We start from the raw sequence: 19,775 nt of genomic DNA on the forward strand, positions 1-19,775 counted from the left end.
CAGATGCTGCATACACTTTCCGCGCTGGACAAGGCGCATGTTCTGGCCGACGCCCTGCCTTGGTTGCAGAAGTTCCGGGACAAGATCGTCGTGGTCAAATACGGCGGCAACGCCATGATCGATGAAGAACTCAAACGGGCTTTCGCCGCCGATATGGCTTTCCTGCGTACGGTCGGCGTACACCCGGTGGTAGTGCACGGCGGCGGCCCGCAGATCACCGCAATGCTGCGCCGACTCGGCCTGCAAGGGGAATTCCGCGGTGGCTTCCGGGTGACCACTCCCGAGGTGATGGATGTCGTGCGGATGGTGCTGTTCGGTCAGGTCGGCCGGGAACTGGTGGGCTTGATCAACGCGCACGGACCGTACGCGGTCGGCATCTCCGGCGAGGATGCCGGGCTGTTCACCGCGACCCGCCGTGGCGTCGAAGTGGACGGTGAGCTGACCGACATCGGTCTGGTCGGCGATGTCAGCGAGGTGAACCCGGACGCTGTGCTCGATCTGATCGGCGCAGGACGTATTCCAGTGGTCTCGACCATCGCCCCGGACGCCGACGGCGTGGTGCACAACATCAATGCCGATACCGCCGCCGCGGCGCTCGCTGCCGGTATCGGCGCGGAGAAGCTGGTGGTGCTCACCGACGTCGAGGGCCTGTACACGAACTGGCCGGACCCGTCGTCGCTGACCACGCGGATCGACGCGGCCGCGTTGGCGGAGTTGCTCCCACGTTTGGATGCGGGCATGGTGCCCAAGATGGAAGCCTGCTTGCGTGCCGTGCGAGCGGGTGTGCCGACCGCGCATGTGATCGATGGCCGGACCCCGCACGCGGTGTTGTTGGAACTGTTCACAGGAGAAGGAATCGGAACGATGGTGACGCCCGCTTCGCTCGACCCGAGCGGCTCACCCGCGGCGAATGGAACGAAACAATGAGCACAGCCGAACTCCAGCAGCGGTGGTCCGCCGCGCTGATGAACAACTATGGCACGCCCAAGGTCGCACTGGTGCGTGGCTCCGGCGCTGAGGTCTATGACGCTGAGGGCGAACGCTACCTCGATCTCCTCGGCGGCATCGCGGTCAACAGTCTGGGTCATGCGCATCCCGCGATCCTGGAGGCGGTTACCCAGCAAATCGGCACATTGGGGCATGTATCGAATCTGTACGCCACCGAGCCGGTGATCGAGCTGGCAGAGCGGCTGCTCGCGCACTTCGGCGACGGCGGGGGCCGAGCATTCTTCTGCAATTCCGGTACTGAGGCTGTCGAGGCAGCGTTCAAGATCGCCCGGCTGACCGGGCGGCGCACCATCGTCGCGTGCGAAGAGGCATTCCACGGCCGGACGATGGGGGCGCTCGCACTCACTGGACAACAAGCCAAACGGACACCGTTCGAGCCGATGCCGCCCGGTGTGACGCATGTGCCCTACGGTGATGCCGCGGCGTTGGACGCCGTAGTCGGCGCGGATACCGCCGCAGTGTTCCTCGAACCGATCATGGGAGAGAGCGGCGTGGTGGTGCCGCCGCTGGACTACCTGGCCGAGGCGCGCGAGATCACCGCACGCAGTGGTGCATTGCTGGTGCTCGACGAGGTACAGACCGGTATCGGCCGCACCGGCACGTTCTACGCGCACCAAGCCGCGGGCGTCGTGCCGGACGTGATCACTCTGGCCAAGGGCCTCGGCGGTGGTTTGCCCATCGGCGCGGTGTTGGCCAACGGACGGGCGGCGGATCTGCTCACGCCCGGTTCGCACGGCACGACTTTCGGCGGCAATCCGGTATGCGTGGCGGCCGCGCTCGCGGTGCTGCGCACGATCAACGATACCGATCTGCTCGCACATGTGGAGTTGGTCGGCAAGCGGCTCAGCGATGGTATCGAGTTGTTGCGGCATCCGCTGGTCGCTCAGGTGCGCGGCGCGGGACTATTGCTGGGCATCGTGCTCACCGATGCGCTGTCGGCGCAGGTCGAGGCACGGGCGCGGTCTGCGGGATATCTGGTCAATCCGGCTAAACCTGATGTGATCAGGCTTGCGCCGCCGCTGGTGCTTACCGAGACCCAGGCGGACAGTTTCGTCGCGGATCTGCCGAAGATCCTGGACGGCGCCATTGAAGATGCGAAAGGTGTTGTGGCGCAATGATTTCTGAGCGGGTACGGCATTTCCTGCGTGATGATGATGTCAGTCCGGCCGAGCAGGCCGAGATTCTCGCCCTCGCGGTCGAGCTCAAGCAGGCGCCGCTGTCGCGGCAACCGCTGGCGGGCCCACGCGGTGTCGGCGTGATCTTCGAGAAGAACTCCACCCGCACCAGATTCTCCTTCGAGATAGGCATCGCCCAGCTCGGCGGGCATGCGGTAGTCGTAGACGGTCGCGATACCCAGTTGGGACGGGAAGAGACGCTCGGCGACACCGGTCAGGTGCTCTCGCGCTATGTCGATGCGATCGTATGGCGCACTTTCGAGCAGTCCAGGCTCGACGAGATGGTCGAAACCGCTACGGTCCCGGTGGTCAACGCGTTGTCCAACGAGTTCCATCCGTGTCAGGTGCTCGCGGATCTGCAGACCCTGACCGAGCACTATGGCGACCTGAAAGGGCGCGAACTGGCCTACTTCGGTGACGGCGCCAACAACATGGCGCACTCGCTGCTGCTCGGTGGTGTCACCGCAGGGTTGAATGTGACTATCGCCGCACCTATCGGATTCGAGCCGCTGCCCTGGATCATGGAGGCCGCGCGCAAGCGGGCCGCCGAGACCGGCGCTACCATCACCGTGACCGACGATCCGATCGCTGCGGCAGAGGGTGCAGACGCGCTGGTCACGGATACTTGGACTTCGATGGGCCAGGAGAACGACGGCCTGGACCGAGTCGGGCCGTTTCGGCTGTTCCAGCTCAATGACGATTTGCTCACCCGCGCTCGGCCGAAGGCAGTGGTACTGCACTGCCTGCCCGCGCATCGTGGGGGGGAGATCACCGACGAGGTGCTCGACGGGCCGCACAGCGTGGTCTGGGACGAGGCCGAGAACCGGCTGCACGCGCAGAAGGCGCTGCTTGTCTGGCTGTTGGAGCGACGATACGGGGGTGCGGCGTGACCGCGCAGGGCCCCGCTCACGCGCGGACGTATCGCGTCGAGCCGAGTGGGATGGCGCGGTGAGTGTCTCGCAGTCGACATCGGACAAGGGTGGTCCGACGATCGCGCGTACCCGTGCGGGCAGGCAGTCACGCATCGTCGAATTACTGTCCGCGCATACGGTGCGCAGCCAGACGGAGCTGGCGGCGCTGCTCGCGGCCGAAGGAATCGAGACCACTCAGGCGACCCTTTCTCGGGATCTGGACGAACTGGGTGCGGTAAAGCTGCGTGCTGCTGATGGCGGCGCGGGTATCTATGTGGTGCCTGAGGACGGCAGCCCGGTCCGTGGCGTGACCGGTGGCACCGGCAGGCTGTCCAAGCTGCTCGGTGATCTGCTCGTGTCCACCGACTCCAGTGGCAATATCGCGGTTCTGCGCACTCCGCCCGGCGCCGCCCATTACCTGGCCAGTGCGCTCGATCGTGCTGCCCTGACCTATATCGTCGGCACCATCGCCGGTGACGACACCATCGCTGTCATCGCGCGCGAACCCCTGACCGGCGCTGAGCTGGCCGCGAAGATCGAACAACTCGCCTGAGCTCGAGCCTGTGGTCGCATGCCGGATCGGCTTTGGGTGCCAAGGTCTTTCTGGCATGTGGTTGCCGGAACGCGGGGTAGTGGTTGTATCAGGATGTAGGCATAGCCGTTGTCCCTGTTGAGGGCCGACACCCGATTGTGAATGAGCTTGCATCATCATGCATAATCATTTGTGGGACGGCGCGGGCCGCTGTGGTGGAGGCCGGTCCGGGTCACGTCTACGCGCGACTACGCACGTGGGCAGCTACAGCAACTACGCAGATGAGCATCGAAATCGAGGAGCACACGAACATGTCCGAGCGCGTCGTACTCGCCTACTCCGGTGGGCTGGATACCTCCGTCGCGATCAGCTGGATCGGCAAGGAGACCGGTGCCGAGGTGGTAGCCGTGGCTATCGATCTCGGTCAGGGTGGCGAAGACATGAACGTGATACGCCAGCGCGCACTGGACTGCGGCGCTGTCGAGGCGGTTGTGGTCGATGCCCGTGAGGAATTCGCCAATGGGTACTGTCTGCCCACCATCCAGGCCAATGCGATGTATATGGACCAGTACCCGCTGGTGTCCGCTATCAGTCGCCCGCTGATCGTCAAGCACCTGGTCGAGGCCGCCAAGTTCCACGGTGCGGGCACTGTCGCCCACGGCTGCACCGGCAAGGGCAACGACCAGGTCCGCTTCGAAGTCGGCATCGGCGCGCTCGCGCCCGATCTGACGGTAATCGCTCCGGTGCGCGACTACGCATGGACCAGGGAGAAGGCCATCGCATTCGCCGAAGAGAACGCGCTGCCGATCAATGTCACCAAGAAGTCGCCGTTCTCCGTCGATCAGAACGTGTGGGGTCGCGCGGTGGAGACCGGGTTCCTCGAAGATCTGTGGAATGCCCCGACCAAGGACGTGTACGACTACACCGCTGATCCGACGGTCAACTTCGAGGCCCCCGATGAACTCATCGTCACGTTCGACAAAGGTGTTCCGGTAGCCATCGACAGCCGTCCGGTCAGCGTGCTGGAGGCCATCGTCGAGCTGAACCACCGCGCCGGTCGCCAAGGTGTGGGTCGGCTGGACATGGTCGAAGACCGGCTGGTCGGCATCAAGAGCCGGGAGATATACGAGGCGCCCGGTGCGATCGCGCTGATCACCGCGCATCAGGCCCTGGAAAATGTCACCATCGAGCGCGAGCTGGGCCGTTACAAGCGGCAGGTCGAGCAGCGTTGGGGCGAGCTGGCCTACGATGGACTCTGGTTCTCCCCGCTCAAGCGGGCGCTGGACGCTTTCATCGCCGATACCCAGCAGCAGGTCTCCGGTGATATCCGCATGGTCTTGCACGGCGGCTCCGCCGTGGTCAACGGTCGTCGTTCGGAGCAATCGCTCTACGATTTCAACCTCGCGACCTACGACGAGGGCGACACCTTCGACCAGTCACTGGCCAAGGGCTTCGTGCAGATCCACGGCCTGTCGTCCAAGGTCGCCGCACGCCGTGACCTGAACCAGAAGTAATCCCCCGACGCAGGACCTGGCCACACATCCTGCGGCACTTGACCAGCACGGCCCGAATCCTGGAGAGGCGGACATGACGCAGAGCGGCAGCACCAACCAAGGCACACTCTGGGGCGGTCGATTCGCTTCAGGACCAGCCGAGGCTATGGCCGCGCTGAGCAAGTCGACGCACTTCGACTGGGCGCTGGCCCGCTACGACATCCGCGCGTCCAAGGCACATGCTCGGGTGCTGCACAAGGCGGGGCTGCTGTCGGAGACTGATCTATCCGCCATGCTGGCCGGGCTGGATCAGCTCGCGGTGGACGTGGATTCGGGTGCGTTCGGTCCTGCCGACTCCGACGAAGATGTGCACGGTGCGCTGGAACGAGGCCTGATCGAACGGGTCGGCGCCGAGCTAGGTGGCAGGCTGCGGGCGGGACGCTCACGCAATGACCAGGTGGCGACCCTGTTCCGGATGTGGTTACGCGACGGCGTACGCCGGGTAGCGGCGGGTGTGCTCGCTGTGGTGGACGCGCTGGTCGACCAGGCTGCCGCGCACCCGGATGCGGTGATGCCGGGTAAAACCCATCTGCAGGCCGCCCAGCCAGTGCTTTTGGCTCACCATCTGCTCGCGCACGCGCATCCGCTGCTGCGTGATCTCGACCGGCTGCGCGACTTCGACCGTAGAGCAGCGGTGTCACCCTATGGTTCCGGCGCACTGGCGGGCTCCTCGCTCGGCCTCGATCCAGAGGTGATCGCTGCGGAGCTGGATTTCGTGGCCGCCGCCGCCAATTCGATCGATGCCACCTCCGCGCGGGACTTCGCCGCTGAAGCGGCGTTCGTGCTCGCTATGATCGCTGTCGACCTGAGTAGGATGGCTGAAGAGATCATTCTGTGGAGTACACCGGAATTCGGCTATGTAACCCTCGCCGACGCTTGGTCGACAGGCTCCTCGATCATGCCGCAGAAGAAGAATCCGGATGTCTCCGAACTCACTCGCGGTAAGGCGGGCAGGCTGATCGGTAATCTCACCGGTTTGCTGGCCACTCTCAAAGCCCAACCGCTGGCCTATAACCGTGATCTCCAAGAAGACAAGGAACCCTTGTTCGACTCGGTCACACAGCTCGAGTTGCTGCTTCCCGCTATGGCGGGGTCGGTCGCCACACTGACCTTCCATACCGACCGGATGGCCGAACTCGCGCCCGCCGGTTTTACACTGGCCACCGATATCGCCGAATGGCTTGTCCGCCGAGGTGTGCCGTTCCGCGTCGCGCACGAGGCGGCGGGCGCGTGCGTGCGTGCCGCCGAGTCCCGTGGGGTCGGTCTCGACGAACTCACCGACGAGGAGTTCACCGCCATCGACCCGGCGCTGACCGGACAAGTGCGTGAGGTGCTCACTGTGCCTGGGTCCATCGCCTCCCGTAATGCCAAGGGAGGAACGGCGGGTGCGCAGGTCATGACACAGTTGCAGGAGGTACGCGCAGCTGCGGTCGCGGCGCGCGCCTGGCTGAGCTGAACCGGTCAGACCTCTGTGGGGCTCCGAGCGAGCTACACACGATACCTGACGTTGGCTACGCTGCGACAATGACTTCGTTGCTGCTCGCGCTAGCCATTGTCACCGAGGTCACCGCGACCGTTTCACTGAAACTCTCCGACGGGTTCACCAAGGTGACCCCCTCGATCGTCGTGGTCGTCGGCTACTGTGCGGCCTTCTTCTTCTTGGCGCAAGCACTGAAGCGCGGTATACCGATCGGGGTGGCCTATGGAGTCTGGTCGGCGGTCGGTGTCGCGGTGATCGCGCTGATCGGCGTGCTGTTCCTGGATGAACGACTGAGCCCGGTGCAGGTCGGTGGCATCGCGTTGGTAATCCTCGGTGTACTGGCACTGGAACTCGGTGATGTGCACTGATTTCCCTGATACGACTTGCTCAGTCCGCATGCGCCGGGCTTCCCCACGCTGACTTGTGCTGCTGAGACGCACCGATCGGCGCGACCGGATCAATCCGTCACGCGAACTGGATATCCCGCGTTGCCGAGTGCGGTAAGCACCTCGTCACGATGGCTGGAGCCCTTAGTTTCCAGAGTCAGTCCCACCTCGACCTCGTCGATCGCCAGCCAGGTGCCGGTGCGAGAATGAACCACGTCGACAACACTGGCGGCGGTTTTTCCGATAACGGCCAGCAACGCGCCGAGCGCGCCGGGGCGATCGGAGATGGTCACGCGTACCGCGAGATAACGGCCTGCCGCGCTCAGTCCGTGCCCGACCAGACGGGTCAGGAGCAATGGGTCGATATTGCCGCCGGACAGGATTGCGCAGACCGGGCCGCGCAGTTCGAGTTCCTCTGGTGTGGAACTCATCAGCGCGGCGACCGCCGCGGCACCAGCGGGTTCCACAATCAGCTTCGCGCGTTCCAGACACAGCAGCAGTGCCTGCGACAGTGCTTCCTCATCGACTGTCACAATGGCCGAAACGTACTGGGCTACTTCGGTGAACGGTACGACGCCCGGTCGGCCGACCGCAATGCCATCGGCCATCGTCGACATCCGGGCGACCCGGACCGGCCGACCCACCGCCAGTGACTCCGGCCATGCGGCCGCTCCCGCGGCTTGGACTCCGATCACACGCACATCCGGCGCCAAGTGCCGCAGGGCGACCGCGATGCCTGCCAGCAGTCCGCCACCGCCGGTGGGCACCAGTACCGTGCCAAGGCTGGGTAGTTGCTCCAGCAACTCCAGTGCGACACTCGCCTGTCCGGCCACAATGTCGGGGTGGTCGAACGGGTGGATCAGGGTCGCCCCGGTCCGGTCGGTGAAGTCCATCGCGGCGTCAAGCGATTCGTCGATGGTCTCGCCGATCTGATGCACCTGGGCGCCATACGCTTTGGTTGCCATCAGCTTTGGTAATGATGCCCCGATCGGCATGAACACCGTCGACTCGATACCGAGTTCGGTCGCTGCCCACGCGACCCCTTGCGCGTGATTGCCCGCGCTTGCCGCGACGACGCCATGTGCCCGTGATTTCTGCGGCAGGTTCGCGATCCGGTTGTAGGCGCCGCGCGGTTTGAACGAACCGGTTCGCTGCAAGTTCTCACACTTCAACCACACCTCGGTGTTCGCTCGCTCGGATAACACGCGAGATGCCACTAGCGGCGTGTGCCGGACCACCGGAGCCAGCAGCTGCATCGCTGCCTGGATCTGGTCCATTTCTACCGATTCCATACCGCCATGTTGCCATCTCCGGCAGCACTCACCGGCAGGTGGCAGTGTTCGCCCGGCGGATGCTGGCGATCAGGCGGTCCGAGCGAGACGGTGAGCGAGCACGCTCAGCCGGGTGAGACGAGCGTCGCCGAGCGGAGTAAGTTTGCCGCCCAAGCGATTGGTGATGAAGCCGAGCGACATTCCGGTTGCGGGATCGGCGAAACCTCCTGAGCCACCGAGACCGAAATGGCCGAAAGCCGAGATCGGATCTTGTTTGGATGGTTTCATCGGCACGCCGTGATAGCCCATGGCCCATGGGACGCGGAAGGCCAGCACGTAGTCGGGGGTGAACACCTGTCGTCGCGTCATCTGCTCGATGGTGTCCTGGCGCAGCAACTGGTATCCACCGAGCTGCCCGCCATTGGCGAGGGCACCGTACACGCGAGCCAGCGCGCGAGCGGAGAAGACCCCATTGAGGCCGGGCATTACCGAATCGTGCAGGCGTGGATCGGCAACTAGATCGGCGAAACCCTCCGGCATGGTTTCAGCGGCGGCCGCGAAGCGGGTACGGGTGAGCAATCGGGAGCTGCGTTCCCAGCTCATGCCCGCCACGGTCAGGCGAGGGAAGTTGGTAGCGATGCGTTCGCGCTCGGCGAGCGGAACCCGGAACCACAGTTCTTCGGCCGCGAGTGGCTGTGCGACCTCTGTGCGCAGTGCGTCCTCGAATTCAGCTCCGCTGACCCGGCGCACCAGCTCGGCGGCCAGGTGACCGTAGGTGATGCCGTGATAACCACTGGTCACTTCATGTCGTGCGTCGGGTGGGGCAGCGGCAAGAGCCGCGGTCACCGCCGCGTCATCGAAGAATTGCTCGGCAGGTCCGGAGAGCAGTCCACGTAGCCGGTGCAGCCCGGCCCGGTGGGTGAGCATCGCGCGTACGGTGATGCGGTCTTTGCCGGCGGCCGCGAACTCTGGCCAGTAGGTCGCGAGCGGCTCGTCGTAGTCGATCAGGCCTCGCTCGGCCAATCTGTGCACGAGCGTGCTGGCAATGCCCTTGCTCGTGGAATATGTCATCGCGACGGTATTGTGTGCCCACGGTACGCCAGGGTGTGCGAAGCCTGCCCAGACATCTACCACCGGTTCGCCGTGCAGGTAGACCGTCAGCGCCCCGCCGCCGTCGGAAGGTCGCCGGAAAAGCCGGTCGAACTCGACAACCAGGCGCGCGAAGCGGCGATCGACGAACTGTGCTGTCGAAGCGGTCATGGGAACTCCCTGTCGTACTGATCTATTCAGCATGGTATGCCCCAGCGTGTGCGGTTGATTCGCGCTGCGGAGAGTCCGTGCCCAGTCGATGGGCTGGTGCTCGATGCGTTCCTGATCCGGGATGCCGCCCGGCCATTACGGGTCATCGCACGGCACTAAGGGGAACCGATCTGCCACAATGTGTGAGCTGAGCGGCCAAAAGCGTCAGGGTTCCGCCTGACGGTAGGCCTGCTCGGCGACCTCGAGAACACCGGTCAGCCATGGTGTATAAGCGTCCGGGTCCTCTACTAGAGCGGCGTGTAGCGCATCCGGTCGGATCCAGGTGTAGTCGAGGACTTCGGCCGGATCGGGCCGAAGCGGGGCGACCGCCGCCCGACCGATCAGCACATGATCCCATTCGAACTCGACGCGGCCGGTGCTCGGGTCCGTGGCGTGATAATGGTAGATCCCAGCCTCGATGAGCGTGGCGCGCAATCCCATTTCCTGCTCCAGCCGCCGTGCCGCCGCGGTGGTGATTGATTCACCGGGAGCGGGGTGGCCACAGCAGGTATTGGCCCAGAGCGCGGGAAACCTGGACTTTTCCCGCGCGCGTTGTTGTAAGAGCGTCTGGCCGGTGGCGTCGAAGAGCAATACGGAGAACGCACGATGCAGCAGCCCCGGAGGTCGATGGGCCTGCGCGACCGAACAGGTGCCGATCGTTCGCCCGGAATCGTCGACGAGTTCGACGGGCAGAGCCTCACGGTCGATGCTCGGTCGGCTTGGGGTGTCGGTCATCTGTCTACCTTATCGACGGCGATCGAGCTCGGGTCGAGCATCGAATCCGTTATGCGGGCCGGCCGTGTCGGCCGTGTGCGGGGCCGGACGCGAACATCCGGCATGTGACATGTCACAGCAGACACATAATGGACACCAGATATGGGATGCTCGTCTGAACATCTCAGTGTATGCGGCGTGTCACGTTCTAGGGTAGGGGCCAGGAGCGATGGTGAAGTTGAGTGCGAAGGATGTCACGGGCTCGGTGCAGCGGTTGTTGGCGACCGCGCAGAACGGCCTGGAAGTCATCCGCTTCGGTGGATTGAGCCATGATGTCGAATCGTCGCCGTTCGAGGTTGTCGAACGGCGACGCATGTACCGGTTGCGGCGTTATTTCCCTGAGGACACCACCCCCGGTCGTCCGGTGGCTCTGCTGGTTCCTCCGCTAATGGTGAATGCCGATATCTGGGACGTGAACGCCGAAGGTGGTGCCGTCGGTATGTTGAATCGAGGCGGAATCGACTGCTGGGTGGTCGATTTCGGTTCGCCTGCGAGTGAGGAGGGTGGTTGGCAGCGCGACCTCGCCGACCACGTGCTCGCTATCAGCAGCGCCATTGATACCGTCACCGAGGTCACCGGTGGTGGCGTGCACCTGATGGGCTATTCCCAGGGCGGCATGTTCGCTTATCAGACCACAGCCTACCGGTACGGCAAGGGTGTGGACAGCATCGTGACTTTCGGTAGCCCGGTCGATATCGTTGCGGGCATTCCGTTCGGGTTGCCTTACGACATGGTCTCCGACGTCGCCGATTTCCTGGCCGACCATGTAGTCACCCGGTTGCCGATCACCGATTTCATGGTGCGGACGGGTTTCCAGCTGCTCGATCCGGTGAAGACGGCCAAGTCCAGAATCGATTTCCTGCGTCAGCTACACGACCGTGAAGCTCTGCTACCGAAAGAGCGGCAACGCCGCTTCCTCAACAGCGAAGGTTGGGTCGGTTATGCGGGCCCGGCCGCAGCGGATCTGCTCAAGCAATTCGTCGCGCACAACCGGTTGATGCTCGGTGGTTTCGTGATCCGCGATCAGCCGATCTCACTGGCCGAGCTGAAATGCCCGATCCTGGCATTCGTGGGCGAAGTCGACGATATCGGCCAGCCCGCGGCTGTGCGCGGTATCGTGCGCGCCGCGCCGAATGCGGAGGTCTATGAGGCAACTCTGGTCGCGGGACATTTTGGTTTGGTGGCCGGGAGCATGGCCACCAATCACACTTGGCCGCTGGTACGAGAGTGGGTCGAATGGATGAGCAGCGGCAAATCGCTGCCCTCTGAGATCACGCCGATGACAGAGTATGCGGCGAGCAATCGCCCGCGTTCGGCGGCTACCCGGATGATCCACACCGCCGCGAGCCTGGCCGAGGCGGGTACCGGGGTGGGGAAGGCTCTGGAGGGCATCGCGAACAACACGGTGCGCGGTTCGATCGAATTGGCCGGTGAGGCGGCCCGGGCGCTGCCCAGGTTGGCTCGTCTCGGCATGATCCAGCCGCACACCAGGATCTCGCTCGGCAGGTTACTCGCCGAGCAGGCCCGCCGCGCGCCGCTGCGGGACCTTTTTCTGTTCGATGACCGGGTGCACACCAATGCGGCGGTCAGTACGCGCATCGACAATGTGGTGCGTGGTCTCGTCTCGGCTGGTGTGCGTCCTGCGATGCGCGTCGGTGTGGTGATGGAAACTCGACCGAGTGCGCTGGCGGCAGTTGCGGCGCTTTCCCGGATCGGTGCCGTTGCGGTGTTGCTGGCCCCTGGTAGCAAACTGGACCGAGCGATCGAACTGACCGGTTCCGAAGCCTTGATCGCGGATCCGGAGAATCTGCGCCAGGCCGCCGCGACGGGGTTCAGAGTGCTGGTGCTCGGTGGTGGCGCCGCCCGCGAACTAGGAGTTCCCGCCGACGATCGGATCATCGATCTGGAGCAGATCGATCCCGCCGAGGTGTCGCTACCCGCCTGGTACCGGCCGGACCCGGGGTTGGCCAGAGAGCTGGCTTTCGTACTCGTCACGGGTGCGGGCGAGCGGCTGGAAGCAAAGTACATCACCAACTATCGTTGGGCGCTGTCGGCGTTCGGCACCGCGACCACCGCCGATCTCAACCGCAGGGATACGGTGTATTGCCTTGCGCCACTGCATCATTCTTCTGGCTTGCTGGTCAGTATCGGCGGAGCTGTCGCAGGCGGGAGCAGAATAGCGCTGGCGCGGTCGCTGGACCCGGTGCGCTTCGCCGAAGAAGTTCATCGCTTCGGTGTCACCGTGGTGACCTACACCTGGACCATGCTGCGTGACATCCTCGACGCCGAGGTCTTCCCGGTAGGGCACCGCCACCCGATCCGGTTGTTCATCGGTTCCGGGATGCCTGCTGGGCTGTGGCGCCGCACCGTCGAGCAGTTCGAGCCCGCCCGCGTGCTGGAGTTCTACGCATCGATCGAAGGCGATGTGGTGTTGGCCAACGTAACCGGGATGAAGCGTGGCTGTAAGGGAAGGCCGGTCCCCGGCACCGCGAAGGTTGAACTGGTCTCCTGTGATCCGCTCACCAAACAAATTCGGGTCGATGATGCCGGTTTCGCCCGGCGCTGCGCGGATAACGAGGTCGGATTGCTGATCGGCAAGGCTTCGGAGGAAACCGACCTCTCGGCGGGAGGTTTACGCGGGGTGTTCGCCGCGGGCGATTCATGGATGCCTACGGAAAACTTGTTCCGCCGTGACAGTGATGGGGACTATTGGCTGATCGACCGCGCGGACACAGTGATTCGTACCCGCCGCGGCCCAGTCTTCGGTCAGCCGATCGCCGATGTGCTCAACGACATCACCGCGGTCGATCTGGACGTCGTCTATGGGCTCGATGCCGGCGACTACCGTCTCGCGGTAGCGGCAGTGAGCGTGCGCAAAGGTCTGCGGCTCGAACCGCAGGAGGTCACCGAAGCATTGCGTGCGTTGGAGCCGGACCAGCGTCCAGACGTGGTGTACTTGGTGGACGATATCCCGCGCAGCCCGTCTTATCGCCCCTCCGCCGGCGCTGTGCAGGCGGCAGGTCGACCGGAGCCGGGGCCGAGTACTTGGTGGTACAACCGGGATTCCGACCTCTACGAGATTCTCACCGAAGAACAGGCGCCGATACTGTTCGGCGGCTGAGGATGCGCGGCGCCGGCAGGCGCTGGGGCATCGGCCGCGGTATCGAAGTGCCGGGTTCTCGGGCACACGTGGTTCGGTGCCATGCCCATGCCCATGCCCATGCCCATGCCCATGCCCATGCAGTGCAGTGTCGACGCGTGTCTTGGACGGTTTCCGGTCCGGCTCGTCCGGAAGGTAGGTTTCTGGTATGCCTGAGCACACCACCTTGGACGCCACACTGTTGAACCTGCTGGCCTGCCCACAGGACAAGGGACCGTTGTGGCTGGTTCGCGCGGCCGATGGCACTGCGCAGCTCTACAACCCACGCTTGCGCCGGGCATACGCCGTGGAGAACGGCATCCCGGTGTTGCTCATTGATGAGGCCAGGGACGTCACCGATGCCGAACATGAGACGTTCATCGCTGTGCAAGCCGGTGTCTGACCCTGCGCGCATTCCGCTGCCGCCGAGGATGTGCGGTGGTCAGTTACAGGGTGATCGAGCTGCCGTAGCATCGTGGTTCTGGCGATTCGGGTCCTGACGATCCGCGGACCGGGACTTCGGTTCTGGTCCGATGCCGTCCAACCCGATATCGCCGGTCAGGTAGCGCTGTATTGTGGGCCCCACCGCAGTGGCGAGGTCGAGTACCGGCATAGCAGCCAGCGGTTCGACACCGATGATCTTGCGACCCACCAGGACACCGATCATCTGTGAGGCAACCAGCGCGACCCGGCCACGGCCGTCGTCGTCTGGGGTGGCGATGCGTTTGCGGACGCGTTCCAGCACCACTTCCAGCAGGAATTTCCTGGCCAAAGCTGGGGCGTCGCCGCCGGCCAGGATGCTGCGCACCACCGCGACGATACCGGGGCCCGCAGGGGAATCCCACATTGTGACCACCGCGCGAATGATGTTCTCGCCCAATTGGTCCAATGGCGCCGAATCGATGATCCGCAATATCGACTCCGGATCCACCGGAAGATCCACCACCGCGGCGAACAGTTGTTGCTTGGTGCCGAAATAGTGGTGCACCAGGGCTGGATCGACACCGGCATCGGCGGCGATCGCGCGTACTGAGGTCTTGTCGAAGCCGACGTCGGCGAAACGTGCGCGGGCGGCCGCGAGGATGGCCTCGCGGGCGCCCGACTGCCCCGGTCGGCGGCCGGTGCGGGTGGAACTCGTAGTGCTATGGGAACTGTTTCCTGTCGTCATGTGGTCCGCCGACGTAGTGTCGCCGTACCGAGGCACAAGGCGACGATCGAGAATCCGGCAATGATGCTCAGGTCACGCCACAGCTCGCCGGTGGCATCAGGGCTCGTCGAAACCTGTTGCAGTGCATCGACCGCGTAGCTCAACGGCATCACGTTGCTGATCACCTCCAGCCAACCGGGCAGCTGGCCGCGGGGAACAAGTAAACCGCACAGGAAGATCTGCGGCGCGACCACGACCGGCATGAACTGTACGGCTTGGAATTCGGTACGCGCGAATGCGCTTGCCAGTAGACCCAATGCCACCCCACATATCGCGACAACCACCGCGATCAGTATGACCCAGCCGGGGTTGCCCGCTGCGTCGAGCCCGAGCAGGCCGAAAGAGACCAGGCAGGCGACTGTTGCTTGGGCGCCTGCCGCCAGGGAGAAGGCGGTGCCGTATCCGGCCAGCAGATCGAGCTTCGACAACGGTGTCGACAACAATCGCTCCAATGTGCCCGACGTACGTTCTCGCTGCATGGCGATCGCGGTGATCAGGAACATCACGATGAACGGCAGGATGCCGAGCATGCTGATGCCGACTCGGTCGAACAGTGAGAATGGTTTCGTCGGGTCGGTCGGAGTGTCCGCGTAGATAAAGTACAACAGCGCCATCAGTAGGGCAGGCACCACCAGAATCATGGCGACGGTGCGGTGGTCGTTGCCCAGCTGGCGCAGGATGCGGCCGGTGGTCGCGATATAGGGCCGCAGAGTCGGCGCCTGTCGTGGTATGGACTCCAGGGTGGCGGTCATGCGTTCGATCCCATCGTGATCAGGGTGAGGAAGGCAGTCTCTAGGTTTTGTTCGCCGGTCTGCGCGCGCAGCTCGTCTGGGCTGAGTTGGGCGAGTAGGTGGCCTTCTCGAATCAGCAGCAGCCGGTCGCAGTGCTCGGCCTCGTCCATGACATGACTGGACACCAGTAGCGTCGTCCCCTTCGCGGCCAGTTCATGGAACTGTTTCCAGAGCTCGACCCGCAACACCGGGTCCAGGCCGACTGTTGGTTCGTCCATTACCAGTACTTCGGGCTGGGCGACCAGGGCGCATGCGAGTGATGCGCGGGTCTGTTGTCCGCCGGAGAGTTCGTCGCCACGTTGGCGAGCCTGCGCTTGCAAGCCGACGGCTGTGATTGCGTCATCGATATCACCGCGAGTACGGCCATAGAGCGCGGCGAAGTACGCGACGTTTTCGCGGACGCTGATATCGGAGTAGACGCTCGGCGCCTGGGTGACATAACCGATCCGATGCCGTAGTGCCGCCGAGCCTGCCGGGAGGTCGAGCGCGTAGACCTCTCCCGACTCGATGATCTGGGTGCCGACGATACTGCGCATCAGCGTGGTCTTGCCGCAACCAGAGGGGCCGAGCAACCCGGTGATCGACCCGTGCGGGATGGTCAGCGAGACGTCGTGGAGCACTTCACGGCCGCCACGGCGGACCCGCAGGTTTCGGACTTCGATGGCGGGGGATGGAGAGTATTGCGGCATAGTAGCCTCAATTCATCTAGTGTTGAATTCACTAAGTGATGAATTTAGTAGGCCCGCGACGCTCAGACAAGAGTGCGGTCCGGATCAGTAGCCGTAGTGTGGTGGCAGCGCCCCTGCTGTCTCGTTCGGGTTCACGCCCACGAACTGGCCCACCGTGCCCGAGTCCGCACGCCACAGCAGGTGGTAGTGATACATGTTCAGGCAAAGGTAGATCGAGGCCGGACCATTGAACCGCATGGTCAGGCCGCACTGTGATGTTCGGTGGGGCCAGTCAGTGCGATGAGTGACCGCGAAATCGACGAGGGTACAGTTGCCGAGCCGATTCGACTGCGCACACGAGCAGGAGTTTCTAGCATAGACATTCGGCCGAATGGTAGGAGTGTCAGCAGTGAAAGCAGTCCGATACACCAGATACGGCCCGCCGGAGGTATTGGGCATCCACGAGGTCGATCGACCTGTTCCCCGAGCCGATGAAGTTCTTGTCGAAGTGCGTGCGTCCACGGTGACTTCGGCGGAAACGCTTATGCGACAGGGGCGGCCGATGTGGGGACGGTTGATAATCGGTCTCATTCGGCCGCGTGGGAACTGGCAGCGGCTCGGGCTAGAGCTGGCCGGAACTGTAGCAGCGGTCGGCGCGAATGTGCGTCGATTCGCGCCTGGTGACGAAGTATTCGGGTTCACCGGATTCGGTGTCGGGGCCTGTGCCCAGTACATCTGCCTGCCGGAAACCGCGTCCCTCGAGCACATGCCCACCGGTATCGATTTCGAACAAGCGGCCGCCGCCGTCGATGGCGCCTCTACCGCGCTCTATTTCCTGCGCGATCTGGCGCAGGTGCGCAGTGGGCAGCATGTTCTGGTCAACGGCGCATCCGGCAGTATCGGAACCTACGCGGTGCAGTTGGCCAAACATTTCGGTGCCGAGGTGACCGCAGTGTGTAGCGCTCGCAACGTCGATTTGGTGAGCGAACTCGGCGCCGACCGAATAATCGACTATGAAAAAGAAGACTTCACCGATCACCACAATACCTATGACGTCATCTTCGACACTGTTACCGCATACTCGTTCACTCGATGCCGACGAGCGCTGACAGCCCACGGCCGCTACCTCCCGACGACCGGTCTCACGAACTGGTTGCTCACCGCGGTGACCGCGTTGCGTAGGGGAAGGACGGTCAGGACAGGAATGTCCGTGGACAAGAGAGAGGCACTGCTTTTTCTGAAGGTTCTCATCGAGTCCGACCACCTTCGTATCGTCATCGACCGCAACTATTCGATGGATCGAATCGTCGACGCCCATCGATATGTCGGGCTGGGGCACAAAGTCGGCAATGTCACCGTCACCATTGCCCACTGAAGCAGCTTGCGGATCGCTGAAAGGTTCCTGCTGCTGCGCCACTCCGTGTGCGGAGCTCCCCGTCGGGTGGGCAGTCGCCACCTTGCCAGAGCAGTCCAGGACAATGCTCATGTGACCACCGAGGAACTCGCTGTCGAACCGTCTGCGGCTGCTCGGCGCCTACTCGGCGCGACATTGCGGTCAGGGCCGGTCGGGGTGCGGATCGTGGAAGTCGAGGCTTATGGGGGAGATCCGACAGGGCCGTGGCCGGACCAGGCTTCGCATTCGGGGCGCGGACGGACCGAGCGCAACGCCGTGATGTTCGGACCAGCGGGAGTGTTGTATGTGTACCTCAGCTATGGGATACACACCTGTGTGAATGTCACGAGCGGTCCGGACGGCACCGCCAGCGCCGTTCTGATCCGATCCGGTGAGGTGATCGAAGGGCTGACGGCGGCGCGAGGTCGGCGTCCGGCCGCCCGTTCCGATCTGGACTTGGCTCGCGGCCCAGGCAATCTCGGCAGTGTACTGGGTGTCACACTGAGCGACTACGGTACCGCGCTGTTCGATCCGTTCTCCCCGATTCGGCTGGAGCTGAGCGATTCGGTCGAGGCTACTGCGGTCGCCAGCGGCCCGAGGGTGGGCGTCAGCAGCGCAGCGGATGTGCCGTGGCGATTCTGGCTCTCTGATTCGCGGGCGGTGTCGGTCTACCGGCGCAGCCCACGTGCTCCCCTGTCCACGATGAAGCAGGCGTGACCGGTATGCCTCGGACCAGTGCGTCGCGTATGTCGCTCGCCCCGACGATGCTTGCCGCGGTGATATCCGTCCGCTCCGGAGCGCGGCGCGTCAGAACTATGAGCCGCTGCGGCCGTTCGACGACGCCGAGTCGCATCTGGAGCTGTGGACCGCGTACGGAAAGATAGGGCACTGTGAGCGGCGATATCATCGATGAACTGACCTGGCGCGGACTGATCGCGCAGTCCACCGACTTGGATGCCCTGCGCGTGGCGGTGGCCGCTGGACCGCTGACGCTTTATGCCGGCTTCGACCCCACCGCCGCCAGCCTGCACGCAGGCCACCTGGTGCCGTTGCTCGCGCTGAAACGTTTCCAGCGTGCTGGCCACCGTCCGATCGTGCTGGCAGGCGGCGCCACCGGGTTGATCGGCGACCCACGTGACGTCGGTGAGCGCACCATGAACTCGACTGACACTGTGGCGAGCTGGGCCGATCGGATCCGCGCCCAGTTGGAGCGTTTCGTGGATCTGAACGATTCTCCGACCGGAGCTGTCATCGTCGACAACATGGATTGGACAGGGTCACTGACCGCTGTCGATTTCTTGCGCGATATCGGCAAGCATTTCTCAGTGAATGTCATGTTGGCCAGGGACACCATCAAGCGACGCCTCGACGGCGAAGGCATTTCCTACACCGAGTTCAGCTACATGCTCTTACAGGCCAACGATTACCTGCAGCTACGCCGTAACTACAGCTGCACATTGCAAGTCGGAGGCTCCGACCAGTGGGGTAACATCATCGCTGGCGTGGAGCTCAACCGCCGTGTCGACGGTGTATCTGTGCATGCGCTGACTGTGCCACTGGTGACCTCGACCGACGGGAAGAAGTTCGGCAAGTCCACCGGCGGCGGCAGCCTATGGCTCGATCCGGAGATGACCAGCCCCTACGCTTGGTATCAGTACTTCGTGAACACAGCGGACGCCGATGTGGTGCGCTACCTGCGTTGGTTCACCTTCCTGTCCCGCGAAGAACTCGACGAGCTGGAACAGGCGACCGCCGAGCGACCGCACATGAGAGAAGCGCAGCGCAAGTTGGCTGCCGAGATGACGACCCTGGTACACGGTGCGGACAACACCCGCGCGGTCCAGTTGGCCAGCCATGCGCTGTTCGGTCGCGGTGAACTGCGCGACTTGGACGAGGCCACGCTCGGCGCCGCACTGCGCGAGACTACGACCGGCGGCGGGGTTGCGCAGACCAAGACCGGCGAGCCGAACACGATCGTGGATCTGCTTGTCGCGACCGGCCTGTGCGAGAGCCGTGGCGCCGCTCGGCGCGCCGTGAACGAAGGCGGAGCCTCGGTGAACAACGCCAAGATCTCCGACACCGAATGGACTCCCGCGGACACCGATTACCTGCATGGACGTTGGCTTGTGCTGCGCCGTGGCAAGAAGAACCTCGCCGGGGTATTGCGGGCAGAGGCATGACCAGCGCA

At 63.9% G+C, this 19,775-nt stretch carries 20 protein-coding genes; 13 read left to right on the forward strand and 7 right to left on the reverse strand.

Features of this window, described 5'->3' with window-relative positions; genetic code table 11:
• The first annotated feature begins 3 nt into the window (after positions 1 to 3).
• The 7 genes from argB to ACX4ZE_RS02605 all read left to right on the forward strand — a co-directional run bounded on the left by argB (position 4) and on the right by ACX4ZE_RS02605 (position 7,027).
• The gene (gene argB, locus ACX4ZE_RS02575) at positions 4 to 927 is read left to right on the forward strand and encodes an acetylglutamate kinase (RefSeq protein WP_480271598.1); all 924 of its coding nucleotides are present in this window, start codon (positions 4 to 6) and stop codon (positions 925 to 927) included.
• Entirely contained in the window at positions 924 to 2,126 is a 1,203-nt protein-coding gene (locus ACX4ZE_RS02580) for an acetylornithine transaminase (RefSeq protein WP_480271599.1), read from the forward strand. The genes argB and ACX4ZE_RS02580 overlap by 4 nt, the downstream gene beginning before the upstream one ends.
• Positions 2,123 to 3,073, forward strand: a complete 951-nt coding sequence (argF, locus tag ACX4ZE_RS02585) for an ornithine carbamoyltransferase (protein WP_480271600.1) — start codon at positions 2,123 to 2,125, stop codon at positions 3,071 to 3,073. The genes ACX4ZE_RS02580 and argF overlap by 4 nt, the downstream gene beginning before the upstream one ends.
• A 58-nt stretch (positions 3,074 to 3,131) precedes the next feature.
• Positions 3,132 to 3,647, forward strand: a complete 516-nt coding sequence (locus ACX4ZE_RS02590; RefSeq protein ID WP_480271601.1) for an arginine repressor — start codon at positions 3,132 to 3,134, stop codon at positions 3,645 to 3,647.
• A gap of 290 nt (positions 3,648 to 3,937) precedes the next feature.
• Positions 3,938 to 5,140, forward strand: coding sequence for an argininosuccinate synthase (locus ACX4ZE_RS02595; RefSeq protein ID WP_480271665.1), 1,203 nt, complete (start codon positions 3,938 to 3,940; stop codon positions 5,138 to 5,140).
• Positions 5,141 to 5,213: 73 nt separating this feature from the next.
• A complete protein-coding gene (argH, locus tag ACX4ZE_RS02600; RefSeq protein WP_480271602.1) occupies positions 5,214 to 6,635 on the forward strand; it encodes an argininosuccinate lyase in 1,422 nt (473 codons plus the stop codon).
• 68 nt (positions 6,636 to 6,703) lie between these two features.
• A complete protein-coding gene (locus ACX4ZE_RS02605) occupies positions 6,704 to 7,027 on the forward strand; it encodes a DMT family transporter (RefSeq protein ID WP_480271603.1) in 324 nt (107 codons plus the stop codon).
• Positions 7,028 to 7,116: 89 nt separating this feature from the next.
• Here ACX4ZE_RS02605 and ilvA read toward each other — a convergent pair whose 3' ends face one another.
• Entirely contained in the window at positions 7,117 to 8,337 is a 1,221-nt protein-coding gene (gene ilvA / locus ACX4ZE_RS02610; RefSeq protein WP_480271604.1) for a threonine ammonia-lyase, read from the reverse strand.
• Positions 8,338 to 8,406: 69 nt separating this feature from the next.
• Positions 8,407 to 9,576: a serine hydrolase domain-containing protein gene (locus ACX4ZE_RS02615; RefSeq protein WP_480271605.1), complete on the reverse strand. Its 1,170-nt coding sequence runs from the start codon at positions 9,574 to 9,576 to the stop codon at positions 8,407 to 8,409.
• A gap of 36 nt (positions 9,577 to 9,612) precedes the next feature.
• Between ACX4ZE_RS02615 and ACX4ZE_RS02620 the strand changes: the two genes are divergently transcribed.
• Positions 9,613 to 9,735, forward strand: a complete 123-nt coding sequence (locus ACX4ZE_RS02620; RefSeq protein WP_480271606.1) for a hypothetical protein — start codon at positions 9,613 to 9,615, stop codon at positions 9,733 to 9,735.
• Between the two features lie 45 nt (positions 9,736 to 9,780).
• Here ACX4ZE_RS02620 and idi read toward each other — a convergent pair whose 3' ends face one another.
• Entirely contained in the window at positions 9,781 to 10,350 is a 570-nt protein-coding gene (gene idi / locus ACX4ZE_RS02625) for an isopentenyl-diphosphate Delta-isomerase (protein WP_480271607.1), read from the reverse strand.
• Positions 10,351 to 10,558: 208 nt separating this feature from the next.
• On the opposite strand from idi, the gene ACX4ZE_RS02630 reads away from it, so the two are divergent.
• On the forward strand, positions 10,559 to 13,510 hold the full coding sequence (locus ACX4ZE_RS02630) for an AMP-binding protein (protein WP_480271608.1): 2,952 nt from the start codon (positions 10,559 to 10,561) through the stop codon (positions 13,508 to 13,510).
• A gap of 187 nt (positions 13,511 to 13,697) precedes the next feature.
• Positions 13,698 to 13,931 carry a Trm112 family protein gene (locus ACX4ZE_RS02635; RefSeq protein ID WP_480271609.1) on the forward strand — a complete coding sequence of 78 codons (234 nt, stop codon included), beginning with the start codon at positions 13,698 to 13,700 and terminating at the stop codon, positions 13,929 to 13,931.
• 39 nt (positions 13,932 to 13,970) lie between these two features.
• Here ACX4ZE_RS02635 and ACX4ZE_RS02640 read toward each other — a convergent pair whose 3' ends face one another.
• The 4 genes from ACX4ZE_RS02640 to ACX4ZE_RS02655 form a co-directional block, all read right to left on the reverse strand.
• Positions 13,971 to 14,696, reverse strand: coding sequence for a TetR/AcrR family transcriptional regulator (locus ACX4ZE_RS02640; RefSeq protein WP_480271610.1), 726 nt, complete (start codon positions 14,694 to 14,696; stop codon positions 13,971 to 13,973).
• Entirely contained in the window at positions 14,693 to 15,487 is a 795-nt protein-coding gene (locus ACX4ZE_RS02645) for an ABC transporter permease (RefSeq protein WP_480271611.1), read from the reverse strand. Before ACX4ZE_RS02645 ends, ACX4ZE_RS02640 begins: the two co-directional genes overlap by 4 nt.
• A complete protein-coding gene (locus ACX4ZE_RS02650; protein ID WP_480271612.1) occupies positions 15,484 to 16,215 on the reverse strand; it encodes an ABC transporter ATP-binding protein in 732 nt (243 codons plus the stop codon). Before ACX4ZE_RS02650 ends, ACX4ZE_RS02645 begins: the two co-directional genes overlap by 4 nt.
• 84 nt (positions 16,216 to 16,299) lie before the next feature.
• Positions 16,300 to 16,452 (reverse strand): hypothetical protein, encoded by a 153-nt coding sequence (locus tag ACX4ZE_RS02655; protein WP_480271613.1) that lies wholly within the window; start codon positions 16,450 to 16,452, stop codon positions 16,300 to 16,302.
• Positions 16,453 to 16,603: 151 nt separating this feature from the next.
• Between ACX4ZE_RS02655 and ACX4ZE_RS02660 the strand changes: the two genes are divergently transcribed.
• The 3 genes from ACX4ZE_RS02660 (at position 16,604) to tyrS (ending at position 19,767) form a co-directional block, all read left to right on the forward strand.
• Complete coding sequence (locus ACX4ZE_RS02660) at positions 16,604 to 17,569, forward strand: NAD(P)-dependent alcohol dehydrogenase (RefSeq protein WP_480271614.1); 966 nt, start codon at positions 16,604 to 16,606, stop codon at positions 17,567 to 17,569.
• A gap of 111 nt (positions 17,570 to 17,680) precedes the next feature.
• Entirely contained in the window at positions 17,681 to 18,304 is a 624-nt protein-coding gene (locus tag ACX4ZE_RS02665) for a DNA-3-methyladenine glycosylase (protein WP_480271615.1), read from the forward strand.
• Between the two features lie 173 nt (positions 18,305 to 18,477).
• Entirely contained in the window at positions 18,478 to 19,767 is a 1,290-nt protein-coding gene (gene tyrS, locus ACX4ZE_RS02670; protein ID WP_480271616.1) for a tyrosine--tRNA ligase, read from the forward strand.
• The last annotated feature ends 8 nt before the right edge of the window (positions 19,768 to 19,775 follow it).

Source organism: Nocardia sp. TBRC8007 (assembly GCF_056629435.1).

What these genes read in the sequence shown, in the direction of transcription:
- argB (WP_480271598.1), top strand. Translation starts at nt 4, where the DNA reads ATGCTGCATACACTTTCCGCGCTGGACAAGGCGCATGTTCTGGCCGAC.
- ACX4ZE_RS02580 (WP_480271599.1), top strand. Translation starts at nt 924, where the DNA reads ATGAGCACAGCCGAACTCCAGCAGCGGTGGTCCGCCGCGCTGATGAAC.
- argF (WP_480271600.1), top strand. Translation starts at nt 2,123, where the DNA reads ATGATTTCTGAGCGGGTACGGCATTTCCTGCGTGATGATGATGTCAGT.
- ACX4ZE_RS02595 (WP_480271665.1), top strand. Translation starts at nt 3,938, where the DNA reads ATGTCCGAGCGCGTCGTACTCGCCTACTCCGGTGGGCTGGATACCTCC.
- argH (WP_480271602.1), top strand. Translation starts at nt 5,214, where the DNA reads ATGACGCAGAGCGGCAGCACCAACCAAGGCACACTCTGGGGCGGTCGA.
- ACX4ZE_RS02605 (WP_480271603.1), top strand. Translation starts at nt 6,704, where the DNA reads ATGACTTCGTTGCTGCTCGCGCTAGCCATTGTCACCGAGGTCACCGCG.
- ilvA (WP_480271604.1), bottom strand. Translation starts at nt 8,337, where the DNA reads ATGGAATCGGTAGAAATGGACCAGATCCAGGCAGCGATGCAGCTGCTG.
- ACX4ZE_RS02615 (WP_480271605.1), bottom strand. Translation starts at nt 9,576, where the DNA reads ATGACCGCTTCGACAGCACAGTTCGTCGATCGCCGCTTCGCGCGCCTG.
- ACX4ZE_RS02620 (WP_480271606.1), top strand. Translation starts at nt 9,613, where the DNA reads ATGCCCCAGCGTGTGCGGTTGATTCGCGCTGCGGAGAGTCCGTGCCCA.
- idi (WP_480271607.1), bottom strand. Translation starts at nt 10,350, where the DNA reads ATGACCGACACCCCAAGCCGACCGAGCATCGACCGTGAGGCTCTGCCC.
- ACX4ZE_RS02630 (WP_480271608.1), top strand. Translation starts at nt 10,559, where the DNA reads ATGGTGAAGTTGAGTGCGAAGGATGTCACGGGCTCGGTGCAGCGGTTG.
- ACX4ZE_RS02635 (WP_480271609.1), top strand. Translation starts at nt 13,698, where the DNA reads ATGCCTGAGCACACCACCTTGGACGCCACACTGTTGAACCTGCTGGCC.
- ACX4ZE_RS02640 (WP_480271610.1), bottom strand. Translation starts at nt 14,696, where the DNA reads ATGACGACAGGAAACAGTTCCCATAGCACTACGAGTTCCACCCGCACC.
- ACX4ZE_RS02645 (WP_480271611.1), bottom strand. Translation starts at nt 15,487, where the DNA reads ATGACCGCCACCCTGGAGTCCATACCACGACAGGCGCCGACTCTGCGG.
- ACX4ZE_RS02650 (WP_480271612.1), bottom strand. Translation starts at nt 16,215, where the DNA reads ATGCCGCAATACTCTCCATCCCCCGCCATCGAAGTCCGAAACCTGCGG.
- ACX4ZE_RS02655 (WP_480271613.1), bottom strand. Translation starts at nt 16,452, where the DNA reads ATGCGGTTCAATGGTCCGGCCTCGATCTACCTTTGCCTGAACATGTAT.